The sequence below is a fragment of the Verrucosispora sp. FIM060022 genome (genome assembly GCF_003977705.1).
GTDB classification, from domain to species: domain Bacteria; phylum Actinomycetota; class Actinomycetes; order Mycobacteriales; family Micromonosporaceae; genus Micromonospora; species Micromonospora gifhornensis.
This window is the reverse complement of record NZ_RQIV01000003.1, coordinates 511,236-528,905: the sequence shown is the minus strand read 5'-3', so window position 1 is coordinate 528,905 and position 17,670 is coordinate 511,236. Positions and strand designations below refer to the sequence as shown.

Here is a 17,670-nt window from a genome sequence, read left to right as displayed (position 1 = left end):
CGTTAAGAAGGGCACCTTCCTTACATCCACCCCTACAGGAGTGGGGGGATGTCGGTGCGGATGGGTACGGGCAGGACCGTCGGGCCGTCCGCGCGCAGCGCCACGTCGAGGGCCTCGCCGAGCTGGTCGGGGCTCTCGACGACCGCGGTGGCGCAGCCGTAACCACGGGCCACCGCGCTGACGTCGATGCCGGGAAGATCCAGCCCGGGTACGCCGGGAGTGTGTTTGAGTTCGGCGAACGCCTTGAGGATGGCGTACTGCTGGTTCACCGGTACGACGACGACAAGCGGCAGTCGCAGCTGGGCCGCGGTCCACAGGGCCTGCACCGAGTAGTGGAACGAGCCGTCGCCGATCACCGCGATCACCGGCCGGTGCTGGCCGGTGTCCCGTTGCGCCAGCGCGATGCCGACCGCCGCCGGAAGCCCGTAACCGAGCCCACCGCTGGCCATCGTGAAGTACGACCCGGGTCGGCTGAACCGTAGCCGGCGACGCAGCGCGGAGAGGTTCGACGGCGACTCCTGCACGAGCACCCCGTCGGAGGGCCAGTACCGGGCCAACGCGGCGAAGAGCGCGTCCGCACTCAGCGGGAGGGAATCCTCGACCGGTGGCGGATCGGGTGGGGCGGCCGGCGGTGGTCGGTCCGCCGACGGCAGCAGCTCGGCCAGGGCGGCGAGGGTGAGTCCGGCGTCGCCGAGCAGGCTGTCACCGACCGGTGCGCGAGCCGCCTCCTCCGGATCGTCGGTGACGTGCAGCAGCCGGGCGCCCTCGGGCACGGTGTCGCCGGGCACGTGCGGGTAGTACCGGAACACCGGGGCACCGACCACCAGCACGGTGTCGTGCCCGTGCAGCCGTTCGGCCAACGGCCCGGCGGCGTAGGGCAGCACGCCCTGAAAATGCGGGTGGCTCTCGGGGAAGGCGGTCCGCTCGGGCGCAGGTGCCGACCAGACCGGCGCGGCCAGCCGCTCGGCCACGGCCACCGCCGAGTCCCAGGCGTCGGCGCGGTCCACCGCCGCACCGAGCACCATGACCGGTGACCGGGCGCTGGTCAGGGCGGCGACGAACTGCCGCAGCCGCTGCGGGTCGGGCGCGAACCGGGTCGCCACGGACCGGACCGCGGGTGGCGGATCGGCGGGCTGCGCCCAGTCGTCCAGCGGCAGGGAGAGAAAGACCGGCCCGGCGGGCGGCTGGATCGCGGTGGCGTACGCCCGCATCAGCGACGCCGGCACGTCCTGCGCCCGGACCGGCTCGTACGCCCACTTGACGTACGGCTGGGGCAGCTCGGTGGGACGGCGGGCGGTGAGGCGCGGTTCGAGCAGCAGCATCTGCCGGGTCTGCTGCCCGGCGGTGACGATCAGCGGTGTCCGGTTGTGCCAGGCGGTGACGATGTTGCCCATGGCGTTACCGGTGCCGGGTGCCGTGTGCAGGTTGACGTGCGCCGGTCGTCCGGTGACCTGGGCGTACCCGTCGGCCATGCCGACCGCCGACGCCTCGTGCAGCGCGTGCACGTACTGGAAGTCGTCGGGGAAGGCATGCAGGAACGGCTCCTCGGTCGACCCGGGGTTGCCGAACACGGTGGTCATGCCCAGCGCACGGAGCAGCTCGTAGGTGGTGTCACGGACCGTTGCCATCGCCCCTGAATCTAACCGGGCGGCTTCGGCCGACAGGGCCATTCGGCGTTGCGGGCATCACTGTCGATCACACGACGATCAGACCGTCGCCACGGCCGGGGACGCAAGCTATCGTGCCAGACATGGCTACGACAGCGCGGATGGCATCGACAGGGCTCGTTGACGGTCTTCATGACCGGCCCTCTCGGCTGCTACACGGCTGACGGGTACACGTGATGCAGGGAGAGGGGCAGGCGATCGGCGGGCGAGCCATGGAGTCGATGACCGGGAAACTACTGGTGGCGACGCCCGCACTGAAAGATCCGAACTTCGACCGTACGGTGGTGCTGTTGGTCGCCCACGAGCCCGGCGGCGCCCTCGGCGTGGTCCTCAACCGGGCGACCGAGGTGCCGGTGGCCGACGTGCTGCGCGACTGGGGTGATCTGGCCCGGCACCCGGCGGTGCTGTTCGAGGGCGGCCCGGTGCAGCCCGAGTCGGCGATCTGCCTGGCCCGGATGCATTCGCCGGTACGCCGTCTCAAAGGCTTCCACCAGGTCTCCGGAGCCGTCGGCACCCTCGACCTGTCCGTCGACCCGGACCGGCTACGGGAGAGCGTGCAGACCATCCGGGTCTTCGCCGGGTACGCCGGTTGGGGCGGTGGGCAACTGGAGCAGGAGATCGAGGAGGGTTCCTGGTTCGTGCTGGACGCGCTGCCCGGCGACGCCTTCGTCGAGCGCCCCGACGACCTGTGGCCCATGGTGCTGCGCCGGCAGGGCGGCATGATGGCCGCGGTGGCGCATTTCCCGCCGGACGTGACGCTCAACTGACCCGCCCGACGGGGACCCCGCGAGATGACCATGCCGGGTGCCGTGTGTATAGTTCTTCCAGTGCCCGGGTGACCGGGGACAACCGCAAGGGGCCGTGGCGCAGCTGGTAGCGCACCACACTGGCAGTGTGGGGGTCAGGGGTTCGAGTCCCCTCGGCTCCACCTTGTATTTGTGCAGGAAAATCGGCACCAGTCATCGACTGGTGCCGATTTTCCGTGATCTCGTGGTCGCGGCCATGGTCACCCAGCGCCCGATACTGCACTCCGGTGACGGGCGTGAGCTGGGCGGGCTCGTGCTGGCAGGAATCCCGTGATCACGTTCGGCGATTTCGAAGCTCAAATGCCCGATTTGTGGTCGCTGCGTGTGACGGCTATTTACACAGATCGTGTCCCCTCCTACAGTTAGCGCATCGATGTGCATGATCACGGGGGCTGGTATCTGCATGGGCGTGTCGCGGCGTGCGTGGACGGCGGAGTTAGCAGCAGAGGGTGACGTAAGGGCTGGCGGTTTGCGCCGTGTCGAGCATCATCGCCGCCGGCACCCTCGGCGGGCTCACCTGGCTTGCCGACGACTCCCAGCGCGCCCCAGAACATCGCCATCGGCGTTGTCTTCCGGATGCCGTCAGACTCCTACGGCGATCGGCGTGGCAACCATCTTGCCTGTCCCGGCCTCACGGGCTTCGTCAATGGCGATAACGAGTTCCTGGGCCTGACCCGCCTCGGCACCTGCCAGCGCGCCTCACCACCGGCTGGCTCACCTCCGCTGACCCCATCTAGGACCTGGCGCAGCCGTAGCAATAGCACGGCCACTCCTATCCCTGTGCCGACGTCAAGGGCACATCTCACCGCTCGAACGCAGACTCGGAGGGCATCAATGTCGACCGCGCTGGGAATCCGTGGCCGGAACAATCGGCACAGGTACGTCTGGCGAGCCCGTACGGCCGGGCTGGCCGCGCTCGTGATGGTGGCCAGCTCGCTCGTGGCGACCTCTCCCGCCGCTGCCGAGCCGGCGGCGCCGGCTGAACCAGCCTGCGTCGATGAGCAGCCGGACGCGCGCAGCGCCGAGTCGATGGTGGCGATCTGTCAGAGTCGGGTAGAGATTCTCTCCGAGCGAACCGAGGTGTCGCAGACCTTCCTGAACCCGGACGGGTCGCGGACCTTGGAGGAGAGTCTGGCGCCGGTGCGGGTGCGGCGCGGGTCATCGTGGGTACCGGTGAACACCACACTGAAGGCGACATCGCAGGGAGTTTCGCCGAAGGCGTCGGTGCTGCCGGTCTTCCTCTCCACAGGTGGCGACGGACCGTTGGCGCGGGTCGTGGACGGGAGCCGGGAGTTGTCGGTGTCCTGGCCGGATCCGTTGCCTGCACCGGAGTTGTCGGGAGACACCGCGATCTACCGTGAGGTGCTGCCGGAAACGGATCTTCAGGTCACCGCCAGCGCGTTGGGATTCTCCCATGTACTCGTGGTCCGGACGCCGAAGGCCGCGAAGAACTCCCGGCTGTCCGAACTCCGGTTCGGGATGTCGACCAAAGGGGTGACCGTCAAGGAAGGCGACGGGGGGACGCTCGTCGCACACGACGACCGGGGATCCGCCGTGTTCACGGCCCCGGCACCATTGATGTGGGACTCCTCGGTCAATTCGGACCTACCCGGCGATGAGCTGAGGCTGAGCTCTCCGCCGGCTGGAGCTGCTCCGGCACGCCGGAAGGGCGAGGATCCGGCCACGGCCGCGGCTGACAAGGACGCGAAGGCGAAATCGGCGGACGCGGCGGCGCGCGAGCCGGCCGAGGGTGCTCGGCGGGCGGTGATGCCCGTCAAGATCGGTCGGAACAGCCTGACGATCGTGCCGGACAAGGCGCTGCTGAACAGCCCGACGGCGACGTTCCCGATCTACATCGACCCGGCGTGGACGGGAAACATCTCCGGTAGCTCGTGGACGACGGTGTGGAGCAAGTACAAGACCAGTTCGTTCTGGAAGAACGCCAGCGCGCTGAACAATGGCTCCACCAACGGCTCGGCCGGCGCGGGCCGGACCGAGGACTGCGCGGGATGCGGTGACCACATCATCCGGTCGTTCTTCCGGATGGACGTCTCCGGCGTCAAGGGCAAGATCATCCAGGCCGCCACCTTCCGGATCGAACAACGCCACTCCTGGACGTGCAGCCCGAAGTCGAACGCCAAGCTCTGGCTGACGGGTGACATCTCGTCGAGCACGACGTGGAACAAACAGCCGACCTGGAACAGCAGTTACACCGCACAGACCGCCGCGAACCGCAAGAACGGCGCGGTCCACGGCTGCCTGGGCGTCGGCCCGATCGAGTTCAACGTCCTTTCGATGGTCAAGAAGGTGGCGGAGCAGGACAAGAAGTCGACCATGACCGTCGGGCTGCGGGCGGTCGACGAGAGCACCAAGAACCAGTGGAAGCGGTTCAACCACTCCTCGCCGAAACTGGCCATCACCTACAACACCAAGCCGGCCGCGCCGACGGACCGCAAGTCGGACGGTAGGGCCTGCGCGACCGGCTCCGCGCGGCCGTACGTGTTGACCCTGACGCCGACCCTCGCCGCCCGGCAGTCGGACCCGGACACCGGTCAGCAGTCGCTGACCACCTGGTTCCACTGGTGGCCGCTCGGCGGCTCACGGAACGACACCGACCGCATCTCGCAGGCCTCGGGTAACCCCTCCACGGTGTCGCGCGCCATCCCGGCCAGCAAGCTGGTCGACGGTGGTACGTATGTCTGGCAGTCGCGTACCCACGATGGGAGCCACTACAGCGACTGGTCGGGAACCTGTGAGTTCGTTGTCGATGCGACGCCCCCGGAAACGCCCTCCAACGTGGCCTCCACCGACTACCCGACGGGGAGCACGCCACGCGGCGGCGTGGGCATCGAGGGCACCTTCGAGGTCACTGCTCCGACGCTGCGTCGGCACGAGGTGAAGGAGTACGCCTGGACGCTGGACTCCGGGACCTACCTGAACGCCGCCACGGTCCCTGCCCGTAGTGGAGACTACGGTGCGACTCTCACGGTGAAGCCGGTCCGAGACGGGACGCAGACCTTGCGGGTGTGGTCGAAGGACCATGCCGGACGCTACTCGGCGACGCCCAGGACGTACACCTTCGTCGTGCGGGCCGGCGCCGGCCCGGCGGCGCACTGGACATTCGACGAGGCCAGCGGGAGCGCTGGCGACGTGACCGAGCACGACAACGACCTTTCCCTGGCCGGTGGCGCGTCGCGGACGGCCGGTCGGTCGGGGGTGGGCAGCGCGTTGTCGGTGAACGGCACGACGGGACACGGGGTGGTGACCGGGGCGGTTCGCTACCCGCATCCGGACACGAACGTGTTGACCTCGATGCGCACGGATTCCAGCTTCACCGTCACGGCGCGGGTTCGGGTCGATTCGACGAGCGGGGTGACCGGCCAGCGGACCATTGTCTCGGCCAACGGGTTGCGGGTGTTCGCCTACACGCTTGGCTATTCGGGCCCGGACAACCGCTGGCGGTTCACCATGGCGGGTGCGGACGCGGACAATCCGGCGCTGTTCTCGGTGTTGTCCAACAGTGCCCCCACGGCGGGCAAGTGGACCCACCTGGCGGCGGTCTACGACGCGTCGACGAGCACGTTGCGGCTTTACGTGAACGGTGTCGCGCAGACGGCGACCGCGACGTTGAGCGGTGGCTTCAACGCGGCCACGAATGTGACCGTGGGTAAGCGGAAGTGGAATGGCGGGGACGACGGATTCTTTGCCGGTGCTATCGACGACGTGCGGATCTACAACTTCGCGGAGAGCGCGGCCAACCTCGCCGAGTTGGCGGTCCCGCTGCCGGCGGTGGTCGCATTCCCCGGTGGCACCGAGGCGAACACGGGCAGCCAGCTTGCCGTCACCTTCAACGCGGGTGGGGACACCAACGTCACGAAGTTCCGCTACAGCGTTGGCAGCACTGCGGTGGACACCGAGGTGTCCGCATCGGCACCCGGCGGCACGGCGACAGTGTCGATCAATGTGGGCAGCGTGGTTGGCGAGCGTTCCCTGTTCGTGGTGGCCGTCGATGACGGCAACCGGCGTAGCGGACTCGCGCAGGCGTACTTCGAGGTGACCGCGGCGACCAGCCTCAGCGGTTCGGTGCTGGACGACGCCGACTTCAGTCCGCTGGTGGGTGCGGTGGTGACGCTGGAACCGGGCGGGTTCCAGACGACGAGCGACAACTCCGGGGCCTACGCCTTCACCGGAATGCCACCGGGCACGTACACGCTCACGGCCAGCTACGGCGACCGATGTGGCCTGACCGCCAGCGCGACGATCACCATCACCGCTGGTTCGCCGCGGTGGCGAGATCTCTACCTCGCGCCGTACACGGACGACTCCGGTTACACCTGCGCTAGCCGGACGGCCTCGTTCGCCACTGCCAACGAGACGGTGCTGCCGCTGACCGGTGACAATGCGGTGACCGAGGTGTCGCTGCCGTTCGCCTTCCCGTTCTACGGTCAGGCGTACCTGTCCGGGTGGGTGGACACCAACGGCTATCTCACTTTCATCGACCCCGGTGGGTCGCATCCGAAGACCAACGGCACCTGGCCGCTGCCGGCAGCCCCGAACGCGCTGATCGCCCCGTTCTGGGACGACCTGGTGGTGGACGGGTCGGCGAGTGTGCGAACGGCGAGCACCGGCAGCGGAGCGGACCAACGGTTCGTGGTCGAGTGGCGCAACGTGCACCGCAAGGGCAATACGGCCCAGCGGCTTTCGTTCGAGGTGGTCCTGGCGCCGGACGGCACGATCACCACGAACTACGACGGTCTCACGAGCGATCCCGTGCGAGGTGCTTACGCGGCGGTCGGTATCGAGGCGCCGGACGGGGAGGTCGGTCTGGCGTACTCGGTGGACGAGCCTGCGCTGGCCAGCGGGCAGGCGGTCACCTTCGTGCACCCGCAGGAGGACGGCACGCTGGAGTTGCATGACCTTTCCGGGGTGCTGCGCGACGAGAACGGCAACCCGGTGGTGGGTGCGACGGTGACGCTCGACCCGCGTGGGTTGTCGACGACAACCGGCCCGGGTGGGGCGTGGGGTTTCGAGGATCTGGTGGCGGACAGCTACACCGTCTCGACCCGGGTCGGGGCCCGCTGCGGCCGTAGCGCCGAGGACCAGGTGGAGTTGGACGACAACCGCACGGTCGATCTCCGGTTGGGCCCGGACCACGGGACGATGGGGTACGCCTGCGTGGTAGGCGCGTCGGGCTACGTGGCGGCGTCGAATGTGGTGGCGCTGACCGGCGACGACGCCTGGGCAAACCTGAACTTGCCGTTCCCGTTCACCTATCACGGCCGGCCGTACTCGAAGGCATGGCTGCACACCAATGGCCTGATCAACTTTGGGGCCGAGCCGGGCAACGTGCAACAGATCTGGGTGAACCCGACGATGCCGACGGCGGCGATTCCGAACGGGGTCATCGCCCCGTTCTGGGATGACCTGAACGTGGACTCGTCGGCCAGCATCCGTACCGAGCTGCTGGGTTCCGCACCGAATCGGCGGTTCGTGGTGGAGTGGCGGAACGTGCTGATGCAGGGGGTCGCCGCGCCGAACAACCGGGTGACCTTCGAGTTGATGCTGCACGAGGACGGGCGGATCGGGTTCCACTACGGCACCCTGACCACCCCGATCCAGCAGGGTGCGGGAGCCACTGTCGGCTTGGAGAGCACGGAGCGGGCCGAGGTCGCTGCCCTGTACTCCTTCCAGACGGCAGTGGTGCCGAGCAACGGGTCGATCGTCTACAGCCCGAACACGTCGGGCACGGTCCGGGGCACGGTGACCACTGCGGTCACCAGTGAGCCGGTCGCCGGTCGGACGGTGACCCTGACGCCGTCGGGGGCGACTACCACCACCGCCGCAGACGGCAGTTACGAGTTCACCGGTGTGCCGATCGGTGAGCACGTCGTTGCCGCGGCGACCGGTGACGACCGCTGTGCCGGCCAGTACGCCCGGGAAGTGTTCAACTTCGCCGGTGGAACCACCAGCTGGATCGACCTCTCGGTGATGATCGATGGCGACGAGTTTGGCTATGGGTGCAGGACCGGGTCGCAGCCCTTCATCCCGGGCAATGTGACCGAGTCGTGGAGCGGCGACGACACGGTGTGGCAGAAGAACCCGCCATTCCCGATCAAGCTGTACGGCGAGTCGTACACCTCGGCCTGGGTCAGCGCCAACGGTGTGATGACCTTCCGGAACCCGGCTTTCCACGGTTGGATCTACGCCAACTCGACCCCGATCCCATCGCCGCTGTCGGAGGGCCGACCCAACGCCGCCGTCTACGTGCACTGGAACGACTGGATCGTGGACTCGGCGGCCCGGATCGCCACCGCGACCAGTGGCACCGCGCCGAACCGGCGGTGGGTGGTGGAGTGGCGCAACGTGCATCTCTACGGTGACACTTCGGCCCGGGCCTCCTTCTCGGCGGTCTTCGACGAGAACGGCGACGTCACGTTCACCTATGCCGACATCAACCCCGCTCACGCAGGTGAACGGGGGTCGGCGGCCACAGTCGGCATCGAGAACGGTGCAGGCACCATCGCGTTCCAGTACTCACACAAGGAAGCTGTGCTCGCCACCGGGAAGGGCATCTTCTTCAAGCCCAACCCGCCGGGCAGCGGCGTTGTCAGTGGCACGGTGACCTGCCAGGGAACGCCGGTGGCCGGGGCTACCGTGGCAATGGCCGGCCGGAGCGCCACCACCAGCGCTGGCGGCGGGTACCAGTTCGACGATGTGCCCGGCGGGACGTACGCGGTGATCGCCACGCTCAGCTCCGGACCCTGTGTCGGGTCGGCGGTGACGCCGGTGACGGTCGGCACGAACACCACGAGCGCGGTGAACTTCGACCGGGGCGCCACACCGTCCGGCGCCCGCTACACGATCGCCGAACAGCCGGTCAGCTTCGTGCCGGCCGACGGCACGGTGCTGCCGCTGACCGGTGACGACGCCTACACCCCGATCACCCTGCCGTTCCCGGTCACCCACTACGGCCAGACGTACACCACCGCATGGGTCGACACCAACGGCCTGCTCACGTTCGTCGAACCCGCGGCCTCGTCACCGGACGCCTGGCCGATCCCGTCATCGGCGGAGTCACAACTGCCGAAGGCGGCGATCTACCCCCTGTGGCACGACTGGATCGTCGACGCCGACGCCAGCGTCCGGACGGCCACCACCGGCAGCGGGCCGAACCGCCGATTCATCGTCGAGTGGCGCAACGTCCGATCGTACGAGGACCCGACGACCAGGATCTCCTTCGAGGTGATCATGGACGAGGCGGGAGGCTACACCTTCGCCTACACCGACAACGACGGCACCCACATCGAGCAGGGCGGTGCCTCGACGATCGGTATCGACAACGCAGACGGCACCAGCGCTCTGCGCTACACCTACCGACAGCCTGTGCTCCACCCCGGAACCGGACTGCGAATCGAACGCCTTCCGTAGGCCCGACCAGTTGCCCGGGACCGGTCCGATCGGACCGGTCCCGGCGATCCCGTCCATCCGTCCCTGCCCCTGGCTAACCAACTCGGCCTCGGAGGTATCACCGGTGAAGGCAACCCCTCGGTTACATTCGCTGTCGAACTCGGCACGATGGCGGCGACGTCGCCGCTCGACCCTTTCCGGCTTCATCACGACCGTCCTGGCCGTGACTCTGCTGCAAGCCCCCGCGTCGGCCCGGCCCGACGACGACCGGTTGTCGGTCGAGCCCGAGGCCCGCCCGGTGCCCACGGTGCCGGTCACCAATGTGGCGACCACCGCGCCGACACGAGCCGCCGCGATGCGCAGCGCCAGTGCCAAACCGGCGCCGATCTGGCCGTCGGCCGCGACCGCCGTAGCGGAACTGGACAGCAGCGCCACGGTCACCTCGGCGCGGGTCGGCGGCCTACCGGTTCGGGTCGAACGAGTCGGGGCGGCTTCCTCCCAACGGATGCGGGCGCAGATCCTGGACATACAGCGAGTGCGGGTGCAGACCCTGGACCGAAAGGCCACCGAGCGGGCCGGAATCCGGGGTGTGCTGATGCGTGTCGGTCAGGCCGACACCGCTGCCACTGATGCCGCCCGGGCCGACGCCGGGTCGGCTGACCTGCGGATGACAGTCGACTACTCGTCGTTCGCCACCGCTTACGGCGCCGACTGGGCTACCCGCCTGCGGCTGGTGACCCTGCCGGAGTGCGCACTGACCACGCCGGAGCAGCAGCGCTGTGCCGGAACACCGCTGAAGTCGCGGAACAACCCGGTTGCCCAGACGGTGTCGGCCCAACTTCCGGTAGCGGCGGCGGGCACGCTGGTGGCGGTGGCCGCAGGCGCTACCGGACCGGCGGGTGACTACTCGGCGACCCCGTTGCAACCGTCGTCGACCTGGTCGGTCGGAGGGAACACCGGTTCCTTCAACTGGTCGTACCCGATGCGGGTGCCGCCGGCACCGGGCGGGCTGGAGCCCGATCTGGCGTTCGGCTACTCGTCCCAGTCGGTGGACGGCCGGCACGCGGCGTCGAACAACCAGCCGTCCTGGGTCGGCGAGGGGTTCGAGTTCTGGCCGGGCGGCTACATCGAGCGCCGGTACCGCTCCTGCGCCAAGGACACCGGAGGAAACAACACCACCAAGACGTACGACCTGTGCTGGGAAACCGACAACGCGACGCTGCACCTTGACGGCTTCTCCGGCGAACTGCTCTACAACTCGTCCGAGCAAAGGTGGCACCTGCGTACTGATGACGGGGCGCGGATCGTTCGGCACACGGGCGCGGCCAACGGCGACGAGGACGGCGAATTCTGGACGCTCACCACCACCGACGGCACGGAGTACCGGTTCGGCTCGAACCGTTTGCCCGGCTGGACCTCTGGTGACCCGGTGACGAACTCGGCGTGGAACGCGCCGGTGTTCGGCAACGACGTGAACGAGCCCTGCCGGAAGCCTGCGTTCGCCGATTCCTCCTGTGAGCGCACCTGGCGGTGGAACCTTGAACACGTCGCCAACCTGAACGGCGACTCGATGTCGTTCTGGTACACGAAGGAGACGAACAAGTACGGCCGGAACAAGACCGCGAGTGACGCGGTCAGCTACGACCGTGGTGGCTACCTGAAGCGGATCGATTACGGCACCAGGGTGACCGCCGGCCGTGATTCGGCGCTGGACAACGGTGCCAGCGCTCGGGTGGTCTTCACCGAGGCGGATCGGTGCCTGAGCAACTGCACCACCAAGAACGAGGTGCGGTGGCCGGACACTCCGTGGGACTCGGAGTGCACCGGCTCGACCTGTGTCGACAAGTTCAGCCCGACGTTCTGGTCCAGCAAGCGGTTGAGCGCGGTCACCACGCAGATTCGCAGCGGCAGTGGATTCAGTAACGTCGAGCGGTGGAGCCTGACCCACGGGTTCCCCGACCCCGGCGACGGCACCCGGGCTGGTCTCTGGCTGGAGAAGATCTCCCACGAGGGCCTGGTCGGCGGCAGCACCACGCTGCCCGACGTTGAACTCACCGGCATCCAGCTGGCGAACCGGGTCGACACCATCGACTTCGCCGCGGCGATGAACTGGTGGCGCATCGCCCGGATCCGCAACGAGACCGGCGGAACGATCAACATCACCTACTCGCAGGAGGACTGCGTCGCCGGCAGCACCCCGACCGCGCAGACCAACACCAGACGGTGCTATCCGGTGCGGTGGACCCCGGAGGGTTACCAGTCGGCGGTGACCGACTGGTTCCACAAGTACGTCGTCACCACGATCTACGAGATCGACCACACCGGCGGGTCGCCGCCGTTCGGCAGCCCACGGAAGGCCTACTCGTACAGCTACCACGACGGCGCCGCCTGGCGTTATACGGATGACGACGGGCTCGTCGACAAGGACGAGAAGACCTGGTCGGTGTTCCGTGGTTACGGGCGGGTCGGGGTGACCGTCGGTGACGCGGGTGAACAGGCATACACCGAAACCCGCTACTTCCGGGGCATGCACGGCGATCGTGCAGCACCCTCCGGCGGCACGAAGAGCGCCAGCCTGGACGGCATCACCGATCAGGACTGGTTCGCCGGCATGGCCCGCGAGGTCACGGTCCGTAACGGACCGACCGGAGCGGTGGTCTCCCGCGAGGTCAGCGATCCCTGGGCGTCGGGCCCGACCGCCTCCCGGACGGCCAACGGTGACACGACGACCGCACGCTTCGTGCGGGTCGGGACCGCCCGCAGCTACGTCGCGCTCGACGGCGGTCGGGGCGAGCGGGTTACCCGGACCACCACCAGCTTTGACAGCCTGGGCATGCCAACACAGGTGGATGACTTCGGTGTGGAGGGCACCACTGGCGACGAGCGGTGCACCAAGACCGACTACATCCGCCGCGATACCAAGTGGCTGATGGATCGGGTCCAGCGGACCCGGGACTTCGCGGTGTCCTGCTCGGCCAGCAACGGCACCCTGACAGAGGCCGACGTCATCGGAGAGACCCGACTCTCCTACGACGACGCGGCATACGGGACGCTGCCGGCGAACAACAACGACGTTCGTGGGCTGCCGACTCGTACCGAGGTGATGGCGGCGTGGAATGCCGGTGCACCGAGCTTCGTCACCAAGGAACGGACCGCGTACGACAGCCACGGCCGACCCACGTCGAGCTGGGACGCGATGAACTTCCTGACCACCACCACCTACACGCCGGCGCTCGGTGGGCCGACCACCCAGGTGGTCGTCAAGAACCCGCGGAACCACGAGACCAAGACGACCCTCATTGCGGCGTGGGGATCTGAGAGCAGCATTCTCGACCCGAACGAGAAACGGACCGAGCTGGCGTACGACGCACTCGGCCGACTCACCTCGGTCTGGCTGCCCAACCGGAGCAGAGCCACCGAGTCTGCGAACATGACCTTCGGATATACGGTCCGCAACAACGCGCCCACCGCCGTACGCACCTCGAAGCTGAACGCCGAGGGCAACTACGTCAGCTCGTACGAACTGTTCGACGGTCTGTTGCGAACGCGGCAGACGCAGGCACCGTCTCCCGCAGGCGGTCGGTTGATCACCGAGACGTTCTACGACACCGCTGGGCGAAAGGTGCGTGAGTACGACAAGTACCACACCAGCGGTGACCCCGGCACGACGCTGGCCACCGCTGTGGACGGCGCGCACATCCACACCCAGAACCGTATCGAGTACGACGGCGCGGGCCGACCGACTGCCGTGATTTTCCAGCCTTACAACGCCGAGCGGTGGCGCACCTCCATCCATTACGGAGGGGACCGGGAGGACGTGACACCGCCGACCGGCGGTACCGCTACCTCGGCGATCATCGACGCCCGGGGCAACCGAGTGGAGCAGCGCCGGTACCACGGCGCGGCCCCGACCCCATGGACGACTGGCTCCTGGGACACCACCACCTACACCTACAACCGCAAGAACCAGTTGACCATGCTCACCGACGCTGCCGGCAACTCCTGGACCTACACCTTCGACATCCGCGGTCGGCAGATCCAGGTCGACGATCCGGACAGCGGAACCAGCACCTTCACCTACGACAACGCCGACCGGATGACCAGCAGCACCGATGGTCGAAACCGAAAGCTGGCCTACCGGTACGACCAACTAGGCCGGAAGATCGGGGTGTACGAGAACAGCACCAGCGGAGTGCTCCGGGCCGAGTGGCAGTACGACACGCTCGCCAAGGGCCTCCTGACCCGGAGCATCCGGGAGGTCGACGGTCTCGCCTACCAGGTCGAGTACCTCGGCTACACCGACCTCTACCAGGAAAGCGGCGTCAAGTACGACATCCCGACCACCGAGCCGGGAATCGGTGGTGCGTACCTCTACGAAAAGACCTGGAACCTCGACGGCAGCCTGAGCGCCGTCACGCTGCCCAACACCAACAGCGACCTGCCGGCGGAGACTCTGCGCTACGGTTACGACGCACTCGGCCAGCCCAAGACGCTCAGCCGAGTCTCGGGGAGCACGACCAGCAACTACGTGCCGGACACCGACTACAACGCGCTGGGGCAGGTCGAGAACATCGAGCTGTACACCGGCAGCGGTGCCCGGGTCTGGCAGGGATTCGACCGGGAGCTGGAGACCGGACGGATCACTGATTTCCTGACGACCCGCGACGCCATCAACCCGGGCGTGCTGGCCGACCTGGAGTACAGCTACGACGAGGCTGGGAACATCACCCGGATCTCGGACAAGGCACCCGACCCGGTCGACGACACCCAGTGTTTCGCCTACGACCATCTGCGTCAGCTGACCCAGGCGTGGACGCCGGCCTCGGGCGACTGTGCCGCGCCCCGCTCGGTGAGCGCCCTGGGCGGCCCGGCGCCGTACTGGCACTCCTGGACGATCAACGCCATCGGCAACCGGACCAGCCAGACCGTCCACACAGGCTCCGGCGACCAGGTCACCACCTACACCTATCCGAGTGCGGGCGCGGCACGCCCGCACGCCGTGACCGCCACCGCCGGGGCCCAGGTCGGTTCCTACACCTACGACAACTCGGGCAACACCCTGACCCGGCCCACCGCGACCGCCGGTACCCAGACCCTGACCTGGGACCATGAAGGCCGCTTGGAATCGACTACCGATTCCACCGGCGTCACCAGCTACCTCTACGACGCCGACGGCAACCGGCTCATCCGCCGCGACCCCACCGGCACCACCCTTTACCTACCCGGTCAGGAGATCCGCCACAACACCAACACCAACCAGACCTCCTGCACCCGCTACTACACGCATGCCGGTAAGACGGTCGCCTCCCGCTCCGCAGCCGGCCTGACCTGGCTGGTCGAGGACCACCAGCGCACCGCGCAGGTGGCGGTCGACGCCGCCACCGGTACGGCCACCACCCGCAGGCAGACGCCTTACGGGACGGTCCGCGGCAGCGCGTCCGGATGGCCGAACGACAAGGGCTTCGTCGGCGGCACGGTGGAGAGCGCCGGACTCGTGTTCATCGGCGTCCGAGCGTACGACCCAGCGACTGGCCGGTTCATCAGCATCGACCCGCTCCAGGACCACGATGACCCACTCCAGTGGCACGGCTACGCCTACGCCAACAACTCGCCGATCACCTTCAGTGACCCGGACGGCCTCAAGCCCCTCATCACCGACAGCGTCCAAGGCGACGAGAAGCACTACCGCGAGACCGGCGAGAAGGTCGTCTACCAGAATGGGAAGTGGACCTCAAACAAGTCCAGTTCGAGCAAGACCGGCGGCGGAACGCCTGATATCTTCCGCTGTGACAAGCAGACCACCTGCACCATCCGTGGCCAGGACAAAGACACCAAGAACGTCGTCTACGAGTGCAACTCGCCAGGATCATGCATCATCGAAAACCGCGGACGCGGCAGTGGGGCGGTATACAACTGCAATGTGCCCGGTGCCTGCCAGGTGGACGCTGACTGTCGAAATGGGCAGAAATCGTGCTCCGTCGGAAACTCTGCTGTGGATGGCAAACTGGCGTGTCGCGTCAAGGACTCCTGCATTTTTTACGTCTGGAAGCATTCACCGGCAGCGCCCGGCAAGGATGCGCAAGAGTTTCACGCCGTTAAGGATTTCTTTATGATGCCGGCGGCGTACGCTTCCTCGGGCACTGCGGGGGGAGCCGCAATTGGCTGCGCTGCCGGTTTGTTGGGTGCGGGAGTTGCGTGTCCGGTGCTGGCCGCAAAGGGTGCTCTGATCGGTGGCGTGATTGGTTTTGAGGTTGGGCTCTACTACTACTACGAGGCCTATTTCGAGTCGAAGAAGCCCAAGCCCATCTGGATGGTCCCCGAGCGTGTTGAGTTGGCGCGAGAATGAGCGTGCGGCAAGAAAGGGGGCCGATGCGGAGGTGTACACTCTTGAAATGAAGACATGGCGTCGCGCGGCGGTAGCGATTGCTAGTGGCGTGGCAGGAGGAATCCTGTTCGTGTGGCTTGTCCCCGACCGAGGTCACTCAGTGGCAACCTTCTTGGTCTGGTTGGTCATCTGGACGCCCTCGTTCTACTGGTTCGGGCTCCGTCCCACCATGGGTAACGAGGGGCAGCCAAAGGTCAACCTTCCCGAGCCTCCCAGGGCAGAGGGGGGCGGTGACTCGCGAAGGCCGCAGTGAAGATGAGAGAGCACCGACCCCGGGAACTGGCCGCTCCCGCAGCCAAGCGCCTCGCAGCCGTGTCGTGAGGTGGACAACCGTGATGGGTTCCGTGGCGTCCGCTGGTTGAGTCGACCAGCGGACGCCACTGAACGGGGGGAACCAGCAGGCCGGCCGAGCGAGTGACGGGTACGGTTCCAGCCATGCGCTACGTGCGGCTCGACACGCCGAAACCCCTGTCCAAGATCGGCCTTGGCACCTGGCAGTTCGGGTCGCGGGAGTGGGGTTACGGCCCGGATTACGAGCGGTTGGCGGCGGACATCGTCCGGCGTGCCGTCGAGTTGGGTGTCACCGTCTTCGACACCGCCGAGGTGTACGGCTTCGGCCGCAGCGAGCGGATTCTCGGCGCGGCGCTGGCCGCCGATCGGGACAAGGTCACCATCGCGACCAAGATATTTCCGGTGTTGCCGGTGGCGTCCGTGGTGCAGCAGCGGGCGGTCGCCTCGGCGGCCCGGCTCGGGGTCACCAGCATCGACCTCTACCAGGTGCACCAGCCCAATCCGGTGGTCAGCGACCAGAGCACCATGCGGGGCATGCGGGCCCTTCAGGACGTCGGCCTGGTCGGCGAGGTGGGGGTGAGCAACTACAGCCTGCGCCGCTGGCAGGTCGCCGAGGCCGCGCTGGGCCGTCGGGTGCTGAGCAACCAGGTCCGCTACAGCTTGCTCGACCGCAAGCCCGAGGAAGACCTCCTGCCGTACGCGGAGCAGGCCGGCCGCCTAGTCATCGCGTACAGCCCGCTGGCGCAGGGGTTCCTGTCCGGGCGGTACGACGCGCATCATCCCCCGGTCGGCGCGATACGCCGGGCCAACCCGTACTTCCTGCCGGAGAACCTGGTCCGTGGCACGGCGCTGATCGAGACGCTGCGCCAGGTGGCCGCCGCGCACGACGCCACGCCGAGCCAGATCGCCCTGGCGTACGTGTTGCGGCACCCGAACGTGGTGGCGATTCCGGGGGCATCCACGGTGGAGCAGTTGGAACGCAACGCCGCCGCTGCGGAGATCGACCTGACCGAGGACGAGTACGCCGCTCTGGTCAACGCGGCGCGGGCGTTCCGCCCGGTCACCGGGCTGGCCGCCGTACCGGGAATGGTGCGGGCCCGCGCCGGACGCTGAC

At 67.7% G+C, this 17,670-nt stretch carries 5 protein-coding genes and 1 tRNA gene; 5 read left to right on the top strand and 1 reads right to left on the bottom strand.

Going from position 1 to position 17,670, the window contains the following annotated elements; genetic code table 11:
- Nucleotides 1-32: 32 nt before the first annotated feature.
- Nucleotides 33-1,628: a benzoylformate decarboxylase gene (mdlC, locus tag EG812_RS12895; protein ID WP_126711675.1), complete on the bottom strand. Its 1,596-nt coding sequence runs from the start codon at nt 1,626-1,628 to the stop codon at nt 33-35.
- 215 nt (nt 1,629-1,843) lie between these two features.
- Between mdlC and EG812_RS12890 the strand changes: the two genes are divergently transcribed.
- The 5 genes from EG812_RS12890 to EG812_RS12870 all read left to right on the top strand — a co-directional run bounded on the left by EG812_RS12890 (nt 1,844) and on the right by EG812_RS12870 (nt 17,669).
- Nucleotides 1,844-2,434: a YqgE/AlgH family protein gene (locus EG812_RS12890; protein WP_043723032.1), complete on the top strand. Its 591-nt coding sequence runs from the start codon at nt 1,844-1,846 to the stop codon at nt 2,432-2,434.
- 88 nt (nt 2,435-2,522) lie between these two features.
- A tRNA-Ala gene (locus EG812_RS12885) sits at nt 2,523-2,595 on the top strand.
- Between the two features lie 712 nt (nt 2,596-3,307).
- Nucleotides 3,308-9,901 (top strand): NIDO-like domain-containing protein, encoded by a 6,594-nt coding sequence (locus EG812_RS12880; protein WP_233579468.1) that lies wholly within the window; start codon nt 3,308-3,310, stop codon nt 9,899-9,901.
- A gap of 202 nt (nt 9,902-10,103) precedes the next feature.
- On the top strand, nt 10,104-16,226 hold the full coding sequence (locus tag EG812_RS12875) for an RHS repeat domain-containing protein (RefSeq protein WP_126711674.1): 6,123 nt from the start codon (nt 10,104-10,106) through the stop codon (nt 16,224-16,226).
- Between the two features lie 474 nt (nt 16,227-16,700).
- Complete coding sequence (locus EG812_RS12870) at nt 16,701-17,669, top strand: aldo/keto reductase (RefSeq protein WP_126711673.1); 969 nt, start codon at nt 16,701-16,703, stop codon at nt 17,667-17,669.
- Nucleotide 17,670: the final 1 nt, after the last annotated feature.

Coding starts and splice junctions, on each gene's coding strand:
- mdlC (WP_126711675.1), bottom strand. CDS start 1,628: ATGGCAACGGTCCGTGACACCACCTACGAGCTGCTCCGTGCGCTGGGC.
- EG812_RS12890 (WP_043723032.1), top strand. CDS start 1,844: ATGCAGGGAGAGGGGCAGGCGATCGGCGGGCGAGCCATGGAGTCGATG.
- EG812_RS12880 (WP_233579468.1), top strand. CDS start 3,308: ATGTCGACCGCGCTGGGAATCCGTGGCCGGAACAATCGGCACAGGTAC.
- EG812_RS12870 (WP_126711673.1), top strand. CDS start 16,701: ATGCGCTACGTGCGGCTCGACACGCCGAAACCCCTGTCCAAGATCGGC.